Origin of the sequence: Paraburkholderia sp. GAS33 (assembly GCF_050436645.1) — a bacterium.
Classification (GTDB): Bacteria; Pseudomonadota; Gammaproteobacteria; order Burkholderiales; family Burkholderiaceae; genus Paraburkholderia; species Paraburkholderia phenazinium_B.
Genome location: NZ_JBNDMP010000004.1, coordinates 40379 through 63827, shown reverse-complemented (window position 1 = coordinate 63827; position 23449 = coordinate 40379). Strand labels below are relative to the sequence as shown.

Genomic DNA, 23449 nt, shown 5'->3' with positions numbered 1-23449 from the left:
CATGCTCCTGTCGCTTACAGAATGCTGGCGATTCTACCGGACGATTATCAGTATCCCCAACCTTGTTAAGTGTCAGAAGTTTCCGATGAGGATCGTGGAGGTGGAAGGTGATTCGGAGAGCTTGATGCACCTTGGGAAGCGGTGCACGTGGACCATCTACGCGGCGTTATCCGGCTATGCCTCGACGCCGGTACGAAGATGCCGCCGGCTTACCGTGCGCAGGTAAATCAAAAGACCGGACCCGGCGATACCCAGGCTCGCCATGTTGGCGAACCAGAACCCGCGTGCGCCCGTGAGCCAGACAGGTATTGAGCCGCCAATGTCGAAGCCGAGCAGATACCCGCCGCCCAGCCCGACGCCCCACAGCGCGACCGCATAGATCACAGTCGGGATGACCGCCACCTTGTAGGCGCGCAGTACGAAGGCGGTGGTCACCTGCAGCGAATCGAACACGTGATAGAACACCACGATCAAGACGAGCGGCATGGCGGCCGCCGCGACCTGTGCATTGGGCGTATAGCCTTCGATGATGAGCGGCCGCAGCGCCAGAACGATCGCCCCATAGCTGCACGCGATCATCACAGCCATCAAGATGCCGTGGCGTGACAGCGTGCGCGCCGCTTCTGGCCGATGCGCGCCGAGCGCCTGGGCCACGAGTGTGGAGGTAGCGATACCGATCGACAGTGGCGTCATGTACAACACCGCGCCGACGTTACCGGCGATCTGATGTCCCGCGAGCGTCGTCGTGCCGAAGCGCGCGATAAACAGCGCCATGAACGTGTACGAGGTGACTTCGATCAGGTACGAGAGTCCCATCGGAATGCCGAGCTTGAGTTGCGCGACCTGACGGTGCCACTCCGGCCAGCAGAAGCGCGAAAAGATCCCAAAAGGCTTGAACACATCGATCCTGCTCATCAGCAGCATGCCGACGATCGCGAGCGTCCAGTTAATGCCGGTACTGGCGAGCGCGCATCCCGGACCGCCGAGCGCCGGCACGCCCAGGCCACCGAAGATGAACCACAGGTTGAGCGGAACCTTCAGCAGCAAGGCGCCAATCTGCAGGATCATCACGAGCCGCGGTTTGCCAACTGCGTTGGCGAGCGAGCCGTAGACGCGAAACACGAGACCAGCCGGTAAACCGAACGCGAGGATCTGCAGATAGGCGAGCGTGCGTTCATACAGCGCGGCCGGCACCCGCGCGAGATGCAGCAGCGGGCCGGGGAAATACAGGATCAGGAAGCCGATGATCATCAGCGCGAAGGCGAGCCATAGCGACTGGCGTACCTGCTCGCCGATCTCAGGGTACTGGCGCGCGCCATAGAGTTGGCCCGCAATCGGCTGCAGCGCGGTGAGGATGCCGGTCAGGCCGATATAGACCGAGATGTAGATCGACGAGCCAAGGCCGAGCGCCGCGAGATCGACCGCCGAATAGCGGCCGACCATCGCCGTATCCATGACGCCGAAGGCGATGATGGCCAACTGGCCGATCAGCACAGGCCACGCAAGCCCAGCGATTTTGCGCACATCGGCGAACATCGTCAGTCCGCGGAGGCCGCGGCGCCACGCTTCGGGCGCCAGGCGCGGTGTGTGACGGGCGGTTTCGGGCGGTCGATACGCACATACAGGCGGAAGCGTTCGTCGCGGTCGGCGACCCGGCGGCCTTCCCACACCAGCTTCCAGACGAAGTTCGACATCGAACTGGGCTCGCCATAGTCCTGGGTGTCCTGGCGCAGGATTACATCGCAGTCTTGATCGAACGCGAAATGCATGTGACCGAAGTAGGCAAACGTCGCGATCTGCGCGTTGCCGAGGCGCACCGGCGAGATGCAGCTATAGTCGTCAGGCAGGTGGCTCGCAATCTGCTCGGCCACGTCCTTATAGGTCCGGCTGTAGTTGATGATGGGCAGCCACAGCGTCATCACCAGCACCCACATCAGCGTCGTGCCAGCGCTCGAGAGCACCACGCTGCGCCACAGCACTTTCGGATGGCGTGCGAGGCGCCAGCGAACCAGCACGAACCAGCATACCGTCACGGCCACTGCGCAGACGAACGAGATCATCTTGAACTGTGGAACGAACCCGGGCGCATAACGCGCCATATTTCGAGCGAGTGGCGCCGGGAAGCCGGTGAGACCCGCAATCCAGAAGAGCCAGACGGTGCTGCCGAGGATCGTGAAGCTGAGGAGCGCAAACCAGTCGATCGCATTGATGGTGCCGCGATTGAGCGTAGGCAGCGCGAAGGTCGCGAGCACTGCGAGGGCGGGCAGTAACAGCATGAACAGCAGGTTGGTCTGATGGCTCTGCAGCACGACGAGGATCAACAGCGGCGTGATCACCGAGACCGGAATGGCGACGTGTGGCGCACGCCGCAGACCGGACCAGCTGAACCACGACCAGATCGCCAGCGGCCAGGCGGGCCAGGTAAAAAGCGGCAGGTTTTTCAGCGCGTAGCGGGCCACGGAGCCGGGCGGGCCGGCGAAGGCGTTGAGACTCGTGCTCACCCATTGATTGAGATACCAGACGGCGTCGTCCGGGTAGGCGGAGAGGGCCGCTACCGGCCACGACAGCGACACTACGAGGGCAACCGGCAAGCCCGCAAGCATGAGCCAGCGCGTGCGTGTCTCGGGCACGATGATGGTCATGGCGAGCGTGCCCACCAGCAACGCGGCCACCAGCACGGGGTTGCTCGCCAGCGCGACGAGACCGAGTGCAAGACCCCATACCAGCGCGCCCTGGATCGGCTTGTCGATCATCCGGACGAGGCCGTAGACGAGCATCGCGATGCAGACGAACTGCGCCAGTTGCGGCGTGGTTTCGTGGCCACGCTCAGCAAGGCCGAAGCAGGCGAGCAGGATCAGCAGCGCGCCGTCGGCGAGCGTGCGGCCGTAGTCACGCGGTTCCGGCTCGCCGCCGAATGCGTATTTGAACGGCTGAACCTCGGGGCGGCGGCCGAGCAGATAGGCCGCGTACCAGACGAACGCGCAGGCGCCGCAAAACAGCAGGCCGGTAAAGACGCGCGAAGCATTGCTCGCATCGACCCATGGCGCCAGCGCGCGGATCGAACTGGCGCCGAGCCAGTAGCCGAGCGGTCCGTTATCGGTGAGGTATTTGCCGACCAGGTTGGGAAACAGCCAGTCGTGGGCGTTGCCTTTGGCCATCGTCCACATGACGCCGAAACCGGCCGCATCCTCGTTCTTCCACGGATCGCGGCCGAACAGGCCGAATGCGGCGTAGATGATACTGAGGGTCAGCAACAGCCAGCGCGGCAGGGCGCTCGTGGCGGATGCAGTGAGGCGAACGACTGATCTCATGCGGATTTGTTGATCTCGGATAGGGGCGCCGGCCGGCGCGGGGCAGGGTGCCCGGCAGCATGGCCGATTCGCAGCATCCGGCATTGTAGACGTGGCGCAGCGCGCGCGTCACGACCAGTAACAGGGCGCAACGTTGTGCGAAGTGCTGTAACCATGCAGTGAACGTCCGGATGGAGCCATGGGTGGACGCGCGTGATGTCGTGTGGTTGTTGCGTAGTGGCAGCGTGGTGGCGGCCCGCTTGCCATACGTCGGGTGACAAAGCCATTGACATTAGCAACGCCGGTGACAAAAAAGGGCAGCTTACGCTGCCCTTCTGTGCTGGTGCCTGAGCACCCGTCCGGCCTATGGCCAGCGACGACGCGGGTATTACTTCGCTGCCTTGCCGGTAGCGCGCGTGCCGAACTTCTTGTTGAACTTCTCGACGCGGCCTGCCGTGTCCATGATCTTTTGCTGACCCGTGTAGAACGGATGCGATTCCGACGACACTTCGATCTTGGCGAGCGGGTAGGTCTTGCCTTCGAATTCGCCGGTTTCGCGCGTCTGGATGGTCGAGCGGGTCACAAACTTGAAGTCGATCGACATGTCGACGAACAGGACTTCGCGGTAATCGGGGTGAATGCCTTCTTTCATGGTAAATCCTCTAGTCTGGCGGTAGCCAACCCGCGTGCAGTCGCCAATCTCTACTGGATTCGCGAAAGCATTTTGGCGCGAGCCACTTGCCTAAGGTCGAAAAACGGCGATTATGCCAGAAAATCAGTCGGTTGACGACTTTTCCGGAGGTTTTTCGCCAGCTGGCGGGCGGTTTCGCTGTGTGGCGTGCCCGTGCCCGCGCCCCTGCTAGCCGGCTTGCGCTTGCAGAGCGCCTACGCGGGCCGGGTCCTGCCGGTAATAGCGGGCCAGCAGTCGGTATAGCTCGGGATACTCGGCCTCGAAGGCGTGGGGCTGGACAAATAGCGCTTCGCTGCAAACGGCAAAAAATTCCGATGGATGGTCCGCCGCGTACGGGTCGATCAGCGATTCCCGCTCGAAGCGCGCCCAGCGGCGTTCGGGGACCGCGTCGACGCGGTTGCAGAAGTGATCGTAGGCGTGGTCGAACACATCGGCCCAGGCGGCGGCATCGAGAGGGGCGTGCCAGCGCCGGAACAGCGGCGGGTGGCCGTCGGCTTCGCCCGTCAGCATGTCGATCTTGTGGGCGAATTCGTGGATGACGACGTTGTACGCGTCCGATCCGTCCGTCATCTGTGCGTCCTCCCAGGAGAGGACTACCGGGCCGCCTTCCCAGGCTTCGCCGCTGGCGTCGTGCTCGACCTCATGCACGACGCCGTCTTCGTCCTCGACCGTCTTGCGGATCACGAATTCGCCTGGATAGACGATCACGCCCACCCATCCGCGATACAGGTCCAGCCCGAGGTTCAATACTGGCAGGCACGCCTGGGCAGCGATCGCGGCGGTCATTGGGTCAGTCAGTTCAAGTCCGTGCGCGGTGGAGAATTCCTTCTGCGCGAGGAACAGGCTGCTCAGTTCGCGCAGCCGCACGAGGTCATCCGCGTCCAGATGGGCGAGGAAAGGCAATCCAGCAAGCGTGGCCTGCCAGAGCGGATCGTCGATCGCATGATCGCGCAGCGCGCGCTCGCGGCGGCGCGAGTCAAACCAGTTAGTGAGTTTCGATAACATCGCTCAGTCGATCTGTTTTTGCCACGCGGCGAAAATTCCACCGCAGACCGCTACGCCAATCAGGTAATAGAAACCATCAAGCGAAGTCAGAAAGCTTGCCTGCTGCGCAACCGTCCGGGCGATCTGTCCCATCGCCAGTGCGTGCGCGTCGGCGAGCGAGCGACCGCTCGCTGCGAAGCCGTTGGTCAGCACAGCGAGCGTGTTCTGGAACACCGGATTGAACGGATTGACGAACTCGGCGAGGCGCGCCTGATGCAACGCTTCACGGTGCTGTTCGATGATGATCATCGACGCCGTGGCAAACGAGATCGTCAATTGCCGCACGATGTTTTTGAGCCGGTAGCCGTGCGTGAATTCCTCGATAGCGAAGATTCTAAACGTCAGATTGGCAACCGGCAGCACGATAAACAGTAACAGCAGACCGCGCAGCAGCAGCGGCACGAGCAGGGCGCTCTCACCGACGCCGGGCTCCATGCGCGTCATCCACGCCGCGGCGAAGGCGGCGAGCGCGAAGCCGGGCACGATGATCCACTTCTTGCGCGGCAACAGCTTCGAGTAGCGCAGATAGACGAACAACGCGCTGGCTGAAATCAGCGAGGTCACGCCGACGAGGCGCCCGGTGTTCTCCACGGGATAGCCGAGGCCGCTTTCGAGGAAACGCGAGATCAGATAGCTGAAAGCGGTCGATTGGTAGTAATAGAACATGTAGAGCACGATGCCGGCCTGAAAGGTCTTCTCGCGCAAAGCATGCAGCCGTACCAGCGGGTTTGGCTCGTGCCATTGGTGATAAGCAAACCAGACGAGGGCGCCGACGCCGAGGATAGTCAGCAGGATCAATCCGGGCGAGCTGGTGAACAGCTGGAAGCGCAGTTGCTGCATGACGATTTGCAGTGCGCCTTGCGCGAACGCGAAGATCATATATGGCCAGAAGTGCGCGGAGCCGCGCTCTTCCGGCTGGCGATCGCCCGAGTCCGGCAGCGCGAGCAACGCGAGGATGGCGAACAGAACGCCCACCGGTGCAGTGCAGGCGAATAGCGCGCGCCAGTCAAAATGCGCAACCAGTTGGCCGCCGACAAGCGGTGCGAGCGCGCTGCTCAGCACGATCAAAAGCAGAAAGGCTCGCGTGGCAACCGGGCGTTGTTGCGTCGTGAAACTGATCTGGATCAGGATGCGGCAGGTGCCCATCATCGGGCCGATGAAGTAGCCCTGGAAGCCGCGCGCGAAGGCAAGTTCGAAGGAGGTTTCGCACAGCGCCGCGGCGACGGCGCCCGCCGAATACAGCAGCATGCAGCCGGCTACGTAGCGACGGTAGCCGAAGCGCTCAACCCACCATTGCTGTTGCAGGATGCCGAGCACGGCGGCCACGGCATAGGCGCTCGAGGACCACACGAGTTCGTCGGGCGACGCATTGACGCCGCCGGCGATGTAGCTCGTGAAGAACGAGAAGATGGCGTTGTCGAAATAGTCGAGCCCGGTGACGACGGCCAGCACCCAGGGGAAGAAGTCGCCGCGCAGTTTTTCGACGCTGAACAGCGGCACGCGGGTCGACACGGTACTCATGCCGGTTCGTCCGGCGTTTTGGGTTTCTTCAGCGAACGCTTTGCGTGTGCTTCCCGGCGCTGTTTGAGCAGTGCATCGGCGTTTTCACCGGCGAGGCGCCGCTCGACGTAGTCGAGGTCATGGCCGAGTTCGCCCTTCAGCGTTTGCGCTTCTTTCAATTCACGGCGCATGGCTTCAACGCGTGCGTCGAGCGCATTGATCTGTTGCGCGAGTGCGTCCCGAATCTCTTGCAGCGAGTCGGTGGAAAAGCGGTTGCTGCCGCTTTCATCCGGTTCGAGCGGGCGCTTGAGCATCTCGGTGATGCCGTGCAGGGAAAAACCTAGCGAACGCAGTCGCAGGATGCGGGCGAAACGCTCGAGGTCATCTTCGTCGTAGAGGCGGTAGCGCCCCTCGCTGCGCGTGGGCGAAACGAGCCCGCGTTCCTCGTAGTACTTGAGCGTACGCGGCGTGACGTTCAGTCGCTCGGCGGCGTCGCGCACGGTGAGCAGGATGGGGCGGTCCTCTGACATGAGGGAGGGCGGTTCGGAGGCAGTGTGCTTATTATAGTGTAACGTGCACGTTCACGTACAGGTTGAGGAGGCACTCTGCCGTGCCCGGCAGTGCATCCCACGCCAGGCAATCTGAGTCCGAAGTGGGAAATTCGACGAGGGTGAGGGCGAGGGCGAAAAAAAACCGCCTGCGAAAAGACAGGCGGTTTTTGGGGGCGCGACGCGTTACGTACTACAACGTGCCGGCGACGTGCAGGCCGGCTATCAGCTGCCGCCGCCTCGACGCATCATGTCGAAGAACTCGGAATTGCTCTTCGTCTGACGGATCTTGTCGAGCAGGAATTCCATCGACTCGATTTCGTCCATGTCGTGAATGAACTTGCGCAGCACCCAGATCTTTTGCAGAACTTCCGGCTTGATCAGCAGCTCTTCGCGACGCGTACCGGACTTGTTCAGGTTGATCGAAGGGTACACGCGCTTTTCAGCCAGACGGCGCTCGAGGTGCACTTCCATGTTGCCGGTGCCCTTGAATTCTTCGTAGATCACGTCGTCCATGCGGCTACCCGTCTCGATCAGCGCCGTACCGATGATGGTGAGCGAGCCACCTTCCTCGATGTTACGGGCCGCGCCGAAGAAGCGCTTCGGACGTTGCAGCGCGTTGGCGTCCACACCACCCGTGAGCACCTTGCCCGAAGCCGGCACCACGGTGTTGTAGGCACGAGCGAGACGCGTGATCGAGTCCAGCAGAATCACCACGTCGTTTTTCATTTCGACGAGGCGCTTGGCCTTTTCGATCACCATTTCGGCGACCTGGACGTGACGCGCAGCCGGTTCGTCGAATGTGGAGGCGATCACTTCGCCGGCCACCGAACGCTGCATTTCGGTCACTTCTTCCGGGCGCTCGTCGATCAGCAGCACGAACAGGATGACATCCGGATGGTTCTGCTTGATCGCGTGTGCGATGTGCTGAAGCATCACGGTTTTACCGGACTTCGGCGATGCCACCAGCAGACCGCGCTGGCCCTTGCCGATCGGCGCGATCATGTCGATGATGCGGCCGGTTACGTTTTCTTCGCCGCGCATCTCACGCTCGAGCAGCAGGACCTTGTTCGGGTGCAGCGGCGTCAAGTTCTCGAACATGATCTTGTGCTTCGAGGCTTCCGGCGGCTGGCCGTTGACCTTGTCGACCTTCACCAGCGCGAAATAACGCTCGCCGTCTTTCGGCGTGCGGACTTCACCTTCGATCGTGTCGCCGGTATGCAGGTTGAAGCGGCGGATTTGCGACGGGCTGATATAAATATCGTCCGTACTCGCCAGATAGGAGGTTTCCGGCGAGCGCAGGAAGCCGAAGCCGTCAGGCAGCACCTCGAGCGTGCCGTCGCCGAAAATCGTTTCGCCAGTTTTGGCGCGCTTTTTAAGAATGGCGAACATCAATTCCTGCTTGCGCAGGCGGTTCGCACTTTCGATCTCGAGGCCATTGGCCATCTCGATCAATTCGGACACGTGCAGAGTCTTAAGCTCGGATAAATGCATACGGAGAACCCGCAGGAGAAGGTGCGACCTGAAATGAAATCTGGGAGGAGAGTGAGCGGAACCGCTCAGGGACTTAAGCGTCTTTTCGACGTTTTGCGGATTCTAGCATAGCACACGCCAATTTCAGCCGGCGCGGCACAAACGTATCTTCTCACGGTTCGTGTTGTCGTGCGACAACACGAACCGCGGTGTTTCAATTAAAACAGATTACAGGTTGCCGTCGAGGAACGCGGTGAGTTGCGACTTCGACAGGGCGCCGACCTTCTGGGCCGCGACGGCGCCGTTCTTGAAGAGGATCAGCGTGGGGATGCCGCGCACGCCGAACTTCACCGGCGTCGACTGGTGTTCGTCCACATTGATCTTGGCGATCTGCAGGCGGTCGCCGTAGTCCTTGGCGACTTCGTCGAGGATCGGCGCAATCATCTTGCACGGACCGCACCATTCAGCCCAGAAATCGAGCAGCACGGGTTTGTCGGATTTAACGACGTCCTGTTCGAACGATGCGTCGCTGATATGCTTGATTTGTTCGCTCATGTATACCTCTCTCGGATCGAGGCCCGCCTGGATTGCTCGCCACGATACATCAAACTAAGAAAACTTCTGTTCGCGTTGCCGCAAAGGGAGCCGTGCTGAACATTCGCGGGCGATTCTCTCGAAGTGCTCCGGAATGGGCAGAATGCTCGGCTTTACGGGACATTCGTACGTCAGTTTAGCCTAAATTGCTATGCGTTGCCGGTGGTGATAGTACTCATGCGGCCAGTAGGGCTAAGGCCTGCCGGTAGCGTGGCCACCTCTGTAACACACACTATCTGGTGGTGGCGCAGGCGAACACAAGTGGCCTCGCAGCTAACTTTGTTGGGATTTGCTTCGCCTCGCGGGCCGACCGATGGTAGAATCTTTCGTGACGGGCCTCCTCGCATGGAGGGGCGGTCAACCTGGTCAGGTCGGGAACGAAGCAGCCACAGCCGTTTTCCACCAGTGCCGAGGGTCGGGCTCGTCACCTTCCTTTTTCTTTCTGTAGTTTGCCCCGCTATTGGCCTGAAATTCCTGTTTCGGGTCTGCGCGTATCTGATCCCTGCGGTGTCCGGTTTTCTTCAGCGATTCTCGCGTTGTATTCGCGGTGCCTCTGGGCGGTTCTTCGCGTGCAGGCTACTCGTGGTGTGTTCGTCGTTCGACGGTTCGCTACTCTCGCTTCCCACTATTTTTTTCTATCGGTCCGGTTGCTCTTTTCAATGAGGCGATGACGCGTGCCCGTACGCGGTCGAATCGCCTTTGCGCGCTATCGTTACTGATACAATTTCCCGATGACCTATCAAGTTCTCGCACGCAAATGGCGACCGAAGGATTTCGCTTCGCTCGTCGGACAGGAGCACGTGGTGCGCGCGCTCACGCATGCGCTCGACGGCGGGCGTCTGCACCATGCCTATCTGTTCACCGGAACCCGCGGCGTCGGCAAGACGACGCTCTCGCGCATCTTCGCGAAGGCGCTCAATTGCGAAACCGGCGTGACCTCGACGCCGTGCGGCGTCTGTCGCGCCTGCCGGGAGATCGACGAAGGGCGCTTTGTCGATTATGTGGAGATGGATGCCGCGAGTAACCGCGGCGTCGACGAAATGGCCGCACTGCTCGAGCGAGCGGTTTATGCGCCGGTCGATGCGCGCTTCAAGGTCTATATGATCGACGAAGTGCACATGCTCACGAATCACGCCTTCAACGCCATGTTGAAGACGCTGGAAGAACCGCCGCCGCACGTCAAGTTCATTCTTGCGACCACCGATCCGCAAAAGATTCCGGTCACCGTCCTGTCACGCTGTCTGCAATTCAATCTGAAGCAGATGCCGGCTGGGCACATCGTGTCGCATCTGGAGCATATCCTCGGCGAGGAACACGTGCCGTTCGAGGTGCAGGCGTTGCGCCTGCTGGCGCGCGCAGCGGACGGCTCGATGCGCGATGCGCTTTCGCTGACCGACCAGGCCATCGCCTATTCGGCCAATCAGGTGACCGACGAAGCGGTGCGCGGGATGCTCGGCGCGCTGGACCAGAGTTATCTGATTCGTCTGCTCGACGCGCTCGCTGATGGCGACGGTCCGGCTGTGTTGGCCGTGGCCGATGAAATGTCGCTGCGCAGCCTGTCGTTTTCGACCGCGTTGCAGGATCTGGCCAGCTTGCTGCACCGGATTGCGTGGGCGCAGTTTGCGCCGTCGTCGGTGCTTGATGAGTGGCCCGAGGCGATGGATTTGCGCCGTTTCGCCGAGGCGTTGAGTGCGGAGCAGGTGCAGTTGTTCTATCAGATTGCCACGATCGGCCGGAGCGAACTCGGCCTCGCGCCGGACGAATACGCTGGCTTCACGATGACGCTGCTGCGGATGCTGGCCTTTGAGCCGGCTCCGACCGGCGGCGGTGGCGGCGGTCCGAGCACGACCCGTCCGGCGGGAGCGTCGGGTACGGGGGGCGCGAAGCGCAGTGGCTCGCCGGCTGTGGCTGCGTCGCAAGGGCAAGCGGCGCGTGCCGCCGCGGTAACGCCGGCGGCAGCGTCGACAACTCAGGGCGTTGCTGATCGTGCTGACGCCACCGGTCATGAAACGGTCGTGGCTCGGGGTGCAGAGTCTCAAACGGCTAACGTGCAAGAAAGCGCATTGGTGCAGCCCTCAGCCGAATCCGCGTCTCCTCGGGAATCTGGTCAGGCCGCACGGCAAGGGGTCCCTGAAGCAGCCGGTCCGGCCGAAGACAACCTGCAACCAGCCATTGAGCCAACACAAGAGGCCGCACTACGCGAGGCGAGTGCCGCCACGACTTCGGCGGTAGAGGCAGAAACTCCCGTCGCGGATGCCGAGGCGTTTGCCGAAGATCAAGAAGCGCTTCCAGTGCGGGGTGAAAGTGCATCGGAGCCAGCCGTGTTGCACAGTGAACCGGCTGTGTCCACTGCGACTTCAACCGTACCGCTGCCGGCATCTCCTGCACCCGCCGTTCGCACGGAGGCTCCGCTTGCCGACGCCGCGCCGCGCCGCGCGGGCGGCGCCAGTGCCGCGCTCGACGTTTTACGCAGCGCAGGCCTGAAAGTGTCTTCGGACCGCGGTCGCGGGAGTGCCGCAACAGCGGTCGCAGCGGCCAAAACTTCACCGGTTGTTCCAGCGAAGCCCGCTGCTCCGCGCGTGAACGTACCCGTGCCGACACCCGGTGCGCCGCGCAACACCCAGGAAGCCGCTCCCGCTCGTGGCTCGTCGGCGACGTCAACGTCGGCGGCTCCGCGTAGCAACGGCAATGGCAACGGCAACGGCAACGGCAACGGCAACGGCAACGGCAACGGCAACGGCGGCGCCCAGGGCGCACCATCCGTCGCGCCGTGGGACGACATGCCGCCCGACGACTACGTGCCGCTCTCAGCCGAGGACGACTATTTCGGCCCGCCCGACGACGGCTACGTGCCGGTATTCGACGTAGGTCCCGACGACGTGCGTGTCCCAGCGGCTGCCGTAGCCCCCGCACCAGTGCCGCTCGACACACGCCCGTTACCGCCCGCCATCCCGCTTGACCTCATCGGTTTCAACGGCGACTGGCCGGCACTTGCCGTAGGCCTCGCGCTCAAGGGCATTTCCTATCAGCTCGCCTTCAACAGCGAACTGATGGCGCTCGAAGGCAGCACGCTCAAACTGAGTGTGCCGGTCCCGCAGTATGCTGAAGCCTCCCAGGTCGCCAAGCTGAAAACAGCGCTTGCTGAGCGCCTGGGCAAAGAACTCGACGTTGTGGTGGAAGTCGGTCCGGCGCGCCGCACGGCTGCGGCATTCGACGCCGCCGCCCGCGCGCAGCGCCAGAAAGAGGCTGAACGCGAGATCGGCTCCGACCCGTTCGTACAATCGCTGATCCGCGAGTTCGGCGCGAGCATCGTGCCGGGATCCATCCGGCCTATCGCGCCGGATGCTGCGGGCAACGCCCCGTCAACGCATTGATTTGCGGCGCATCATAGCGCCATACCCCCAGATTTCACGCTATCAAGAAGGAGCACGTCCATGATGAAAGGCCAACTCGCCGGGCTGATGAAGCAGGCTCAGCAGATGCAGGAAAACATGAAGAAGATGCAGGACCAGCTCGCGCAGATCGAGGTGGAAGGGCAGTCGGGCGCAGGTCTCGTCAAGGTGACGATGACGTGCAAGAACGAGGTGCGCCGCGTCACGATCGATCCGAGCCTGCTCGCCGACGACAAGGACATGCTGGAAGACCTCGTCGCCGCAGCCTTCAACGACGCCGTGCGCAAGGCCGAAGCCACCGCCCAGGAAAAAATGGGTGGCATGACCGCTGGCTTGCCGCTGCCGCCGGGCTTCAAGCTGCCGTTCTGATATAACACCGCATTTCGACGCCGCCGGTTCCGCATGAAACAACCTTCCGCCTTGTCGGCGCTCGTCGAAGCGCTGCGCGCGCTGCCTGGTGTCGGGCCGAAATCCGCGCAGCGCATGGCTTATCACCTGATGCAGCATGACCGCGAGGGCGCGGAAAAGCTCGGCCAGTCGCTGCTGTTTGCGACCGAGCATCTGCAGCACTGCGAGAAGTGCAATACCTTCACCGAGGCGCAGATCTGCGAGGTTTGCAGTGACGAAGAGCGCGATCCGGCGCTGCTATGCGTGGTCGAGACACCGGCCGACCAGATCATGCTCGAACAGACCATGACCTACCGCGGTTTGTATTTCGTGCTGATGGGGCGCCTGAGTCCGCTCGACGGCATCGGACCGAAGGAGATCCATTTCGACCGGCTCGTTAAGCGCGCATCGGATGGCATCGTCAAGGAAGTCGTGCTCGCGACCAATTTTACCAACGAAGGCGAAGCGACCGCGCATTACCTCGGGCAGACGCTCAAGGCGCGCGGACTAGCCGTTACGCGCCTCGCGCGCGGCGTGCCGGTGGGTGGCGAGCTCGAATATGTCGACGCCGGCACGATCGCCCGCGCAATGCTCGACCGGCGCTCGCTGTAGCGCGGCCAGGCCCGGCGTTATTCAGGAGACCCATGAGCGCAACCCTTGACGCGACACGTCCCGCCGGCCCGCTGGCCGGCGTGAAAGTGCTCGAACTCGGCACACTGATCGCGGGGCCGTTCGCGGCGCGTTTTCTTGGCGAGTTCGGCGCCGACGTGATCAAGATCGAAGATCCGAAGGGCGGCGATCCGCTGCGCAAATGGCGCAAGCTTTATCCGGAAGTCGGCGGCACGTCGCTGTGGTGGGCTGTGCAGGCCCGCAACAAGAAATCCGTGACGATCAATCTGAAGGCCGAGGAGGGCAAGGAGATCGTGCGGCGGCTGGCGAAGGAAGCGGACATCGTCGTCGAGAATTTCCGCCCTGGGCTGCTCGAGAAGCTCGGGCTCGGCTATGACGTGCTGTCGGCCGAAAACCCTGGCCTCGTGATGGTGCGTCTATCCGGCTATGGACAGACCGGACCGTATCGGGACCGGCCAGGATTCGGCGCGATTGCCGAATCCATGGGCGGCCTGCGTCATATCACCGGTTATCCGGAATTGCCGCCGCCGCGCATCGGTATCTCGATCGGCGATTCGATCGCGGCGCTGCATGGCGTAATCGGCGCGCTGATGGCGCTGCATCATCGTCAGGCGAATGGCGGCAAAGGGCAGGTGGTCGACGTCGCGCTTTACGAAGCGGTCTTCAACATGATGGAGAGCGTGGTGCCCGAGTACGGCGTCTACGGCATGGTGCGCGAGCGCACCGGCGCGTCGCTGCCGGGCATCGTGCCTTCGAACACGTATCCGTGCCGCGACGGCAGCATCGTGATCGGCGGCAACAGCGATCCGATTTTCAGACGCCTGATGCTCGCCATCGAACGCGAAGATCTCGCCAACGATCCCGCGCTCGCGCACAACGACGGGCGCGTGCCACGCACTCAGGAGATCGATCAGGCGATTGCCACGTGGCTTGCCACCCGCACGATCGACGAAGCGCTCGAGGTGCTGAACGCCGCGGATGTGCCGGTGGGCCGTATCTATAGCGTCGCCGATATGTTCACCGATCCGCAATTCATGGCGCGTCAGATGATCCAGCGCTTCAAGTGGCAGGACGGCAAGGAAATCACCTTGCCCGCGGTGACGCCAAAGCTCTCCGGGACGCCCGGCGAAACACGCTGGCTGGGGCCGGAACTAGGCGAACATACGGATGAGGTTTTGCGCTCGCTCGGCTACGATGCCGAGCATATTGCGCGGCTGCACGCGCAGCAGGTCGTGTGAGCCTGGGTGAAGAAAAACGGCGTGCGATCGGTTGACCTTGAACGCCGTTTTTTCGAGCCGTCGTTGATGTTCGACGAGCAAACGCTGCACCAACACCTACGGCGTAATCACAATCTTCCCGACCACCCGGCGTTCGGCCATTTCACGCAGCGCCCGCCCGGTTTCCTCCAGCGGATAGTGCGCCGACACATACGGGCGCAGTTTGCCTTCACCGATCCAGCCAGTCATTTCCTTGAACGCCGCCGCGTTGCGCTGCGGCTCGCGCTTCGCGAAATCGCCCCAGAACACGCCGACGACGCTCGCGCCCTTCAGCAGAGTCAGGTTGAGCGGCAGCTTTGGAATTTCGCCGTTGGCAAATCCCACGACGAGATAACGGCCGCGCCAGCCGATACTGCGAAACGCCGGTTCGGCGTAGATCCCGCCGACCGGATCGTAGATCACGTCCGGCCCTTTGCCGTCGGTCAGCGCCTTGATGCGCTCGCGCAGGTCCTCGGTGCTGTAGTTGATGGTCGCATCGGCGCCGTGCTTGACGCAGATGGCGAGTTTCTCGTCGGAAGAGGCCGCCGCGATCACGCGTGCGCCGAGCGCCTTGCCGATCTCCACGGCCGCTAGCCCCACGCCGCCCGCCGCTCCTAGCACCAGCATCGTTTCGCCGGCCTTTAACGCGCCACGATCGACCACCGCGTGGTGCGACGTCCCATAGGCGAGCGTGAAAGCCGCCGCGACCGAAAAGTCGATGCCCGCGGCAAGCGGCACGCAAGCCGCTGCGGGCGCCACGGCCTGCTCAGCGAAACCGCCCTGGCCCGTGAACGCCACCACCCGCGCACCCGGCTGGAACTGGGTTACTCCGGCGCCGACCGCGCGCACGATACCGGCGACTTCCGAGCCCGGAGTGAACGGCAGCGGCGGCTTGAACTGGTATTTGTTCTCGATGATCAACACGTCGGGAAAATTGACGCTGGCCGCCTTGACGTCGATCACCACCTCGCCAGCCTGAGGCTCGAGGTCGGGCAGGTCGACTACCGCAAGGCTCTCCGGCGGCCCGTACTGAATACAGCGAATCGCGCGCATTGTGTCTCCATTTCGATCGGGGTTCACCCGGGTATTCTGAAGTGTAAATCAAGCCGAACGATCGTGCGTTTTTACCTTGTGTGACATACCTGATGCGCGATGCCTGGAGTGTCGTTCGCGCGTCTTCTTTCCTCGGTTACAATCGCCGCATGCGAATCCTACTCAGCAACGACGACGGTTATCTGGCGCCCGGCCTTGCTGCGCTTTACGAGGCGTTGAAGGCATTTGCCGATGTCACTGTAATGGCGCCGGAGCAGAACTGCAGCGGCGCGTCGAACTCGTTGACGCTGTCGCGGCCGCTGTCCGTGCTGCGCTCGTCGACGGGGTTCTACTACGTGAACGGCACGCCGACCGACTCCGTGCATATCGCGCTGACCGGCATGCTGGACCATCGGCCCGATCTGGTCGTCTCCGGTATCAACAACGGCCAGAACATGGGTGAGGACACGCTGTACTCCGGAACGGTTGCTGCGGCCACCGAAGGCATCATGTTCGGCGTACCGGCGATCGCATTTTCGCTGGTCGACAAGGATTGGGGACATCTCGACGCCGCGACCCGTGTCGCCGCGGAAATCGTCGCCCATTATCTCGAGCATCCGCTGCCCGGGAACCCGTTGCTCAACGTCAACATTCCCAATCTGCCGTACGAGCAGATCGGCGAGTGGCAGGTCACCCGTCTCGGCAAGCGGCATCCGTCGCAGCCGGTAATACCGCAGACCAACCCACGCGGCGAACCGATCTACTGGATCGGGCCGTCGGGCAGCGCGCGCGATGCCAGCGAAGGTACCGACTTCCACGCCGTCGCCAACGGCCATGTGTCGATCACGCCGCTGCAACTCGATCTGACTCATACCGCCATGTTGCCCGCGACGCGCGAGTGGCTACGCGCCGGGAGCGGCGCTTCATGACCCAGGAGCGCGCAAAGCGCTTTCCGCTTGGCCTCGAGGATCTCGTGCGCGAGCCGCGTCGGCCCGAAGGGCGCCCCGGCGAAGTGCGCGCGGCGAATCTCGCCGCCGCGACCGACCGTGCAAACGGTGCGCGGGCGAAGACGCCGGCGCGCGGTGAGGCGGCGGGCAATCGTGCTCCGGGTCAGCCGGCCAAGGCGGCGGCCGCCGTCGTCGTTAAACCTGTCGTGAAGCCGGTCGCCAAAGCGGCGCCAGCGGTGGCCAAGCCGATCGTAGCCAAGCAGGTTGTAGCCAAACCCATTGCGAAACCGGCCGTCAAAGCTGCGCCAGCGGCGCCCAAGCCGGTCGTAGCCAAACCCGTCGCCAAGGCAGCGCCATCGGCCGGCAGCAAATCTGGCGCCGTGCTCGCCGCTTCGACGCTCGCCAACCGTGCCGCGCCGCCGAAGCCCGTCACACTGCGACCTTTGGAACGAAGCGCCGGCGCACCCAATGTGGCCTTGAACGGTGCACTCGCGCTGACTTCGGAACGGGTTCGCGAACGCATGGTCGAACGCCTGCGGGCAAACGGAATTACCGATCAGCGCGTGGTGCATGCGATGTCGGTGGTGCCGCGCCATATGTTCGTAGACCCGGGCCTCGCGCCCCAGGCTTATGAGGATGCGGCTTTGCCGATCGGTCACCATCAGACCATCTCCAAGCCGTCCGTGGTCGCCCGGATGATCGAACTGGCCGCCGCCGGCCGCACGCTTAACAACGTGCTCGAGATCGGCACGGGCTGCGGTTACCAGGCGGCTGTGCTGAGCCAGGTCGCACGCGATGTTTATTCGATTGAACGCATCAAACCGCTCTACGAGCGCGCCAAGACAAATCTGCGTCCGCTGCGCATTCCGAATATCCGGCTGCACTACGGGGACGGACGTATCGGACTGCCGGCTGCCGCGCCCTTCGATGCGATCGTGATCGCAGCGGCCGGGCTCGACGTGCCGCAGGCGTTGCTCGAGCAGCTTGCTATCGGCGGGCGCCTCGTCGCGCCGGTCGGTACGCAGGATGGGCAGACGCAGCAGGTGCTTACGCTCGTCGAGCGCACCGGACCCGCGCAGTGGCGCGAGTCGAGGCTTGATCGCGTTTTCTTTGTACCCTTAAAATCCGGAGTGATCTGAAACCGATGAGTATGTTGCGCGCGATGCAAATAAAAAGCCTGAATGTCCACCTGACCGTAGCCCAGCGTAGCGTGTGCGTGGTCGCGCTCTCCCTGTTGACGGCCTGTGCGACTCGGCTCGATAACGCGCCGGTTGTCGATAAATCCGGCGACCTCGGTACCCAGTCCGCGCAGCAGCCTGCGGCGCCGGTGCCGCTGGGGCCGCCGCCTCCGGGCTATTACCGGGTGAAGCCGGGCGATACGCTTTACCGGATCGCTCTCGAGAACGGTCAGAATTATCGCGATATCGCGACGTGGAACAACCTGACCAACCCGAACCAGATCGAGGTCGATCAGTTGCTGCGGGTCGCGCCTCCGGGCGCGAACGTCGCCGCGCTGACGCCGGGCGTGGCTACCGCGCCGATCGTGGGTGGCGGCGTGCAGACCGCGCCGCTCGGCGGCTCGCCTGCGCCTGGACCGAACCCGGCTCCCGGCCAAGGCGGTCCGGCTGGTATCGCGCCGCCGCCGCCGACCTACGGCGCTGGTCCGAACGCGCCGTCGGTCCCGCCGCAGAACGGCGCGAGCGACACCGGCGACGCGAGCGCAGCGCCCGCGAGCAGTCTCGCGTTTGCCTGGCCGGTGCGCGGTCCGATCCTCGGCACGTTCGACGATTCGACCAACAAGGGCCTCAATATCGGCGGGGCTGCCGGCGATCCGGTGAAAGCGGCTGCGGATGGGCGCGTCGTTTATGCTGGAAATGGGCTGCGCGGTTACGGCAATCTCATTATCATCAAGCATGATGCAACTTATCTGACGGCGTATGCACATAACCGCGCTTTGATGGTAAAAGAGGGAGACGCGGTAACCAAGGGGCAGAAGATCGCCGAAATGGGCAATAGCGATTCGGACCGTGTGATGTTGCATTTCGAAGTTCGCCGGCAGGGCAAACCTGTCGACCCACTGAAGTATTTGCCGCCGCAATAAGCGATACGACCATGCCGAAATCGAAGCGCCGCCCGCCGCAAGCCGAGTCTGAGAATATCAGCCGCGCCACGCATGTCACGGTGGAGGACGGCGTCGCTTCGGAGGTCGAAGACGATAGCGTTGACGACCTCGATAACGCGCGCGATCAGGACGAGCGCCAGGCCGGTGCGGACGAGCCCGGCGAAACGCGCGAGGGCGCCAGCGACGCGGCGCCCGACGCCGACGATTTCCGTGCGCTGCTGCAAGCCGAACTCACGGCTGACACGATTCAGCATTACCTGAACCGGATCAGTGTAAAGCCGCTGCTGACGGTGGAAGAGGAGCAACGCTACTCGCGTCTGGCCAAAGCGGGCGAGTTCGAGGCACGCCAGGTGATGATCGAGCGCAATCTGCGACTCGTCGTCAGTATCGCGAAAGGTTATCTGAACCGCGGGGTGCCGCTGCTCGATCTAATCGAGGAGGGCAATCTCGGCCTGATGCACGCCATCGAGAAGTTCGATCCTACGCGTGGCTTCCGGTTTTCTACTTATGCTACCTGGTGGATCCGTCAGAGCATCGAGCGCGCCATCATGAATCAGGCTCGCACCGTGCGCCTGCCGGTGCACGTGATTCGCGAACTCAACCAGGTGCTGCGCGCCAAGCGCCATCTGGAGAAGAACTCGATGAACTCCGGCGACGCAGCCGACCGCCGCGACGCCAGCATCGACGACATCGCGTATCTGACCGGCAAGACCACCGACGAAGTCACCGATATCCTCGCGCTGAACGAACACACCGCTTCGCTCGACGCACCGCTCGATCTCGATCCGGCCAGCAGCCTGCTCGATTTGCTGTCCGACGATCAGAGCCAGTCGCCGGACGCCGAGGTACAGCACCGCGAACTGGAAACCCTGACGCGCGCGTGGCTGGCCCGTTTGTCCGACAAGCACCGTCACGTAATCGAGCGCCGCTTCGGCCTCAATCATATCGAGCCGGCCACGCTCGAAGAGCTGGCCGACGAAATGGGCCTCACGCGCGAGCGTGTGCGCCAGATCCAGCAGGAAGCCCTGGTTCGCCTGAAGCGCTTCTTTGCCTCTAACGGTGTGCGTAAGGACGCCGTTTTATAAACTGATGACACCGATTCTTGTTTTCGACATCGAGACGATTCCCGATGTTGCCGGCATTCGCCGCCTCGACGATTTGCCCGCCACGCTGACCGATGCCGAAGTCGCCGAGCACGCCTTTGCCGCGCGCCGCGAAAAAACCGGCAGCGATTTCCTGCCGCACCATCTGCAACGGATCGCGGCCATTTCCTGTGTGTTTCGCGACAACAACGGTTTTCGGGTGCGCTCGCTCGGTACGCTGGAAGACGGCGAAGCGGCGCTGGTGCAGTCGTTCTACCGCGTGATCGAGAAGTACACGCCGCAACTCGTTTCGTGGAACGGCGGCGGCTTCGATTTGCCGGTGCTGAACTATCGCGCGCTGGTCAACGGGATTCCTGCGAACCGTTTCTGGGACCTTGGCGAGGACGATCGCGAGTTCAAGTGGAACAACTACATCAGCCGCTATCATGCGCGCCACACGGACCTGATGGACGTGCTGGCGATGTACCAGACACGCGCCAACGCACCGCTCGATGCGCTCGCAAAAATGTGCGGTTTTCCCGGCAAGCTCGGCATGGACGGCAGCCAGGTCTGGCACGCGTTTCAGGATGGACGGATCGAAGAAATCCGCAATTACTGCGAGACGGACGTCGTCAACACCTATCTGCTGTACTGCCGCTTCCAGTTGATGCGTGGCGGTTTCTCCGCTGAGGAATACGCGGACGAAATCGCTCTCGTGAAAAGCTCGCTCGCACTGGAACCGGCGTCGCACTGGGCCGAGTATCTGGCGGCGTTCGATCAATAGCAGCGTGCGCCAGCCAGCGGCGGCGTGGCGTCCTAGGCGGGCGTTGCGTTGATCGTCCGCAACGTCGAATCGGCGTCGCCGGTTGCGGTTCGTCTACAATCTCGCCTTCCCCCAATAGTCTGTCAGGAAGCCGCAGGTGTCTCAGAGTGCCCCCCATCGTGCCTCGAACCGTTCGTCCAGAGGCAAGAAGAAAGCGTCCGCCGAGGCGGGTGTGTCCGTTGTGCCTGTTATCGCCCCGATTCTCGAAGTCGAATCGCTCGACATGGAAGCGCGTGGCGTAGGCCGGACCGTCAACGAAGACGGTACGCCGGGCAAGGTGATTTTCGTCGAGGGCGCATTGCCTGGCGAACGCGTCACTTATTTGAGCTATCGCAGGAAGCCGAGCTTCGAACAGGCCGAAGTGATCGACGTGCTGCGCGAGAGCGTGCTTCGCACCAAACCGCAGTGTCAGTTTTTCGGCACCTGCGGAGGCTGTTCCATGCAGCACCTCGATGTACGCGCGCAGATCGCCGTGAAGCAGCGCGTGCTCGAAGACAATCTCGCGCATCTGGCGAAGCTGCGGCCCGAAACGGTGTACCGGCCGATTCACGGTCCGTCGTGGGGATATCGCTATCGGGCGCGTCTTACCGTGCGGCACGTGGCGAAGAAGGGCGGTGTGCTGGTTGGGTTTCACGAACGCAAGAGCAGCTTTATCGCCGACATGACTTCTTGCGAGGTGCTGCCGCCGCATGTTTCGGCGATGTTGGTGCCGTTGCGCCGGCTGGTCGAAGGGCTGTCGATTCGAGAGCGTATGCCGCAGATCGAACTGGCAGTTGGTTCAACCGTGACGGCGCTGGTCCTGCGCATTCTGGAGCCAATCAACGCGGCCGACGAACAACTGCTGCGAGAGTTTGCCGATGCCCACAACGTGCAGTTCTGGCTGCAACCGCAGGGGCCGGACTCAGTGGTGCCGTTCTATCCGCTCGACGCCCGGCTCGACTATACGCTGCCGGAGTACGACATCCGCATGCCGTTCAAGCCGACTGATTTCACGCAGGTCAATCACCAGATCAACCGCGTGCTGGTGGGGCGTGCGCTACGTCTGCTGGCGCCCTCGCGTACCGATCGCGTGCTCGATCTGTTCTGCGGTATCGGCAATTTCACGTTGCCACTTGCGCGGATTTCGAAGGAAGTCGTGGGGATCGAGGGCAGTGAAGTGCTCACCACACGAGCACTGGCGAATGCCGGGGAAAACGGCGTGGCAGGGCACACGTCGTTCGCCTGCCGCAACCTGTTCGAAGTCACCGCCGACGATATGCGCGCGCTCGGTCATTTCGATAAATTTCTGATCGATCCGCCGCGTGAAGGCGCGTTGGCGGTATCGAAAGCACTGGCTGAAATTGCGCAGAGCGGTCATGGTCCGCTGCCGAAGCGCATCGTCTACGTATCCTGCAATCCGTCGACGCTCGCTCGCGATGCGGGTCTGCTCGTGCACGAGGCAGGCTACCGGCTCAAGGGAGCGGGCGTGGTCAACATGTTCCCGCATACCTCGCATGTGGAGTCGATTGCGCTGTTCGAGCGCGACTGACCTGATGACCGGCTGGCCTTGCGTTGCACCGGCGCAAACGCGCTCCGGACGCCAGCATAATCCAGCTGTACGAACCAAACGAAAAGCACAAACAAAAACGCCATGACCTTAAAGTCATGGCGTTTTTTCATCACGCGTGGATCTGGATCAGATCCGGCGCCGCTCGCAAGGCATGCGGCTTAGAACTGCCACCACGATTTTTCCGTGCCAGGCCGCGCATGGCCGGTGATGTACGGGCTGTCCGGGAACGTGCCCGCCAGAATGCGCTTCGTGTCGTCGGCCAGTTGCGGCTGGTTCAGCTTTTCATACGACAGCATCATGATGTGCAGTGCGTCTTCGATCGCGGGCGCATTGCGGTAATCCTTGATGGCAAGCTGCGCACGGTTGATTGCCGCGACATACGCACCACGACGGTAGTAGTAATCCGCTGCATGGACTTCGTGCGACGCCAGCGCGTTCACGATGTAGCGCATGCGTTGTGCAGCATCCGGTGCGTACTTGCTGTTCGGATACTTGTCCACCACCACCTTGAACGCGTCATACGACTCGCGCAGCGACTTCGGATCGCGCTCGCTCATGTCCTGGCCGGAGAAACGGCCGAACAGACCGAGGTCGTCGTTGAAGTTGATCATGCCCTTGAGGTAATACGCGTAGGCGATATCCGGATGATCCGGGTGCAACTGGATGAAGCGGTCGATAGCCTGATTGGCTGCGTCGTTCTCGCTGTCTTTCCAGTTACAGTAGGCCACGTTGATCTGCGCCTGCTGGGCGAAGTGACCGAACGGATCGCGACCCTCAAGCATTTCGAAGTATTTCGCACACTTGCCCCAGTCCTTGTTGGACAGGGAGTCCTGTGCCTCCGTATATAATTTGGCGTTCGGCCAGGTAGCCGTTTCATCGGTCTTTTCCGGCAGGCCATGGCAGGCCGCCACAATCGCAATGGCCGCGGCGCACGCAAAATACCGTGCCACCCGGGAGGCCATGCGTCGGACAGTCGTCCAGACTGTCGTCTGGGCTGCCGTCTTGTAGGCCGCCGTCTTTTGGGCCGATTCAGTAATGGTGTTCAAGGCTCGCATTTTCCAGTCTAGCTTTACGTCCAGGTGACCCAGA

General features: G+C 62.5%; 20 protein-coding genes and 1 other RNA gene. 11 read left to right on the top strand and 10 right to left on the bottom strand.

Annotated features, from left to right (window positions below; all coding sequences use genetic code 11):
• Positions 1–174: 174 nt before the first annotated feature.
• The 8 genes from P3T24_RS13955 to trxA form a co-directional block, all read right to left on the bottom strand.
• Positions 175–1536, bottom strand: coding sequence for an MATE family efflux transporter (locus P3T24_RS13955; RefSeq protein WP_429435407.1), 1362 nt, complete (start codon positions 1534–1536; stop codon positions 175–177).
• Between the two features lie 2 nt (positions 1537–1538).
• Positions 1539–3311, bottom strand: a complete 1773-nt coding sequence (locus P3T24_RS13950) for an ArnT family glycosyltransferase (protein WP_074264826.1) — start codon at positions 3309–3311, stop codon at positions 1539–1541.
• Between the two features lie 367 nt (positions 3312–3678).
• Positions 3679–3942, bottom strand: a complete 264-nt coding sequence (locus tag P3T24_RS13945) for a type B 50S ribosomal protein L31 (RefSeq protein WP_074264825.1) — start codon at positions 3940–3942, stop codon at positions 3679–3681.
• Positions 3943–4149: 207 nt separating this feature from the next.
• Positions 4150–4986 carry a zinc-dependent peptidase gene (locus P3T24_RS13940; protein ID WP_074264824.1) on the bottom strand — a complete coding sequence of 279 codons (837 nt, stop codon included), beginning with the start codon at positions 4984–4986 and terminating at the stop codon, positions 4150–4152.
• Between the two features lie 3 nt (positions 4987–4989).
• Complete coding sequence (locus tag P3T24_RS13935) at positions 4990–6546, bottom strand: MFS transporter (RefSeq protein WP_429435404.1); 1557 nt, start codon at positions 6544–6546, stop codon at positions 4990–4992.
• Positions 6543–7055, bottom strand: coding sequence for a MerR family transcriptional regulator (locus tag P3T24_RS13930; RefSeq protein WP_429435401.1), 513 nt, complete (start codon positions 7053–7055; stop codon positions 6543–6545). Before P3T24_RS13930 ends, P3T24_RS13935 begins: the two co-directional genes overlap by 4 nt.
• A 243-nt stretch (positions 7056–7298) precedes the next feature.
• Positions 7299–8567, bottom strand: a complete 1269-nt coding sequence (rho, locus tag P3T24_RS13925; protein ID WP_429435398.1) for a transcription termination factor Rho — start codon at positions 8565–8567, stop codon at positions 7299–7301.
• Positions 8568–8774: 207 nt separating this feature from the next.
• Positions 8775–9101, bottom strand: coding sequence for a thioredoxin TrxA (trxA, locus tag P3T24_RS13920; RefSeq protein ID WP_074264820.1), 327 nt, complete (start codon positions 9099–9101; stop codon positions 8775–8777).
• A 369-nt stretch (positions 9102–9470) separates the two neighbouring features.
• Here trxA and ffs point away from each other — a divergent pair.
• The 5 genes from ffs to P3T24_RS13895 all read left to right on the top strand — a co-directional run bounded on the left by ffs (position 9471) and on the right by P3T24_RS13895 (position 14787).
• Positions 9471–9569, top strand: an RNA gene (gene ffs / locus P3T24_RS13915) — signal recognition particle sRNA small type.
• A gap of 302 nt (positions 9570–9871) precedes the next feature.
• On the top strand, positions 9872–12514 hold the full coding sequence (locus P3T24_RS13910) for a DNA polymerase III subunit gamma/tau (protein WP_429435395.1): 2643 nt from the start codon (positions 9872–9874) through the stop codon (positions 12512–12514).
• 60 nt (positions 12515–12574) lie between these two features.
• The gene (locus P3T24_RS13905) at positions 12575–12901 is read left to right on the top strand and encodes a YbaB/EbfC family nucleoid-associated protein (protein ID WP_074264818.1); all 327 of its coding nucleotides are present in this window, start codon (positions 12575–12577) and stop codon (positions 12899–12901) included.
• Positions 12902–12934: 33 nt separating this feature from the next.
• Positions 12935–13531: a recombination mediator RecR gene (gene recR / locus P3T24_RS13900; RefSeq protein ID WP_429407272.1), complete on the top strand. Its 597-nt coding sequence runs from the start codon at positions 12935–12937 to the stop codon at positions 13529–13531.
• Positions 13532–13563: 32 nt separating this feature from the next.
• Positions 13564–14787 (top strand): CaiB/BaiF CoA transferase family protein, encoded by a 1224-nt coding sequence (locus tag P3T24_RS13895; RefSeq protein WP_074264816.1) that lies wholly within the window; start codon positions 13564–13566, stop codon positions 14785–14787.
• 96 nt (positions 14788–14883) lie between these two features.
• On the opposite strand, the gene P3T24_RS13890 is transcribed toward P3T24_RS13895, so the two are convergent.
• Positions 14884–15858, bottom strand: coding sequence for an NADPH:quinone oxidoreductase family protein (locus tag P3T24_RS13890; RefSeq protein ID WP_429435392.1), 975 nt, complete (start codon positions 15856–15858; stop codon positions 14884–14886).
• A gap of 149 nt (positions 15859–16007) precedes the next feature.
• On the opposite strand from P3T24_RS13890, the gene surE reads away from it, so the two are divergent.
• The 6 genes from surE (at position 16008) to rlmD (ending at position 22339) form a co-directional block, all read left to right on the top strand.
• Positions 16008–16766 carry a 5'/3'-nucleotidase SurE gene (gene surE, locus P3T24_RS13885; RefSeq protein WP_074266093.1) on the top strand — a complete coding sequence of 253 codons (759 nt, stop codon included), beginning with the start codon at positions 16008–16010 and terminating at the stop codon, positions 16764–16766.
• On the top strand, positions 16763–17923 hold the full coding sequence (locus P3T24_RS13880) for a protein-L-isoaspartate(D-aspartate) O-methyltransferase (protein WP_429435389.1): 1161 nt from the start codon (positions 16763–16765) through the stop codon (positions 17921–17923). Before surE ends, P3T24_RS13880 begins: the two co-directional genes overlap by 4 nt.
• A gap of 5 nt (positions 17924–17928) precedes the next feature.
• Positions 17929–18885, top strand: coding sequence for a peptidoglycan DD-metalloendopeptidase family protein (locus tag P3T24_RS13875; RefSeq protein WP_429407268.1), 957 nt, complete (start codon positions 17929–17931; stop codon positions 18883–18885).
• Between the two features lie 11 nt (positions 18886–18896).
• Entirely contained in the window at positions 18897–19991 is a 1095-nt protein-coding gene (gene rpoS / locus P3T24_RS13870) for an RNA polymerase sigma factor RpoS (RefSeq protein WP_074264812.1), read from the top strand.
• 4 nt (positions 19992–19995) lie between these two features.
• Positions 19996–20772: a 3'-5' exonuclease gene (locus tag P3T24_RS13865; RefSeq protein WP_429407266.1), complete on the top strand. Its 777-nt coding sequence runs from the start codon at positions 19996–19998 to the stop codon at positions 20770–20772.
• Between the two features lie 211 nt (positions 20773–20983).
• A complete protein-coding gene (rlmD, locus tag P3T24_RS13860) occupies positions 20984–22339 on the top strand; it encodes a 23S rRNA (uracil(1939)-C(5))-methyltransferase RlmD (RefSeq protein ID WP_429288508.1) in 1356 nt (451 codons plus the stop codon).
• Between the two features lie 179 nt (positions 22340–22518).
• Here rlmD and P3T24_RS13855 read toward each other — a convergent pair whose 3' ends face one another.
• Positions 22519–23415 carry an outer membrane protein assembly factor BamD gene (locus P3T24_RS13855; protein ID WP_074264809.1) on the bottom strand — a complete coding sequence of 299 codons (897 nt, stop codon included), beginning with the start codon at positions 23413–23415 and terminating at the stop codon, positions 22519–22521.
• Positions 23416–23449 lie beyond the last annotated feature (34 nt).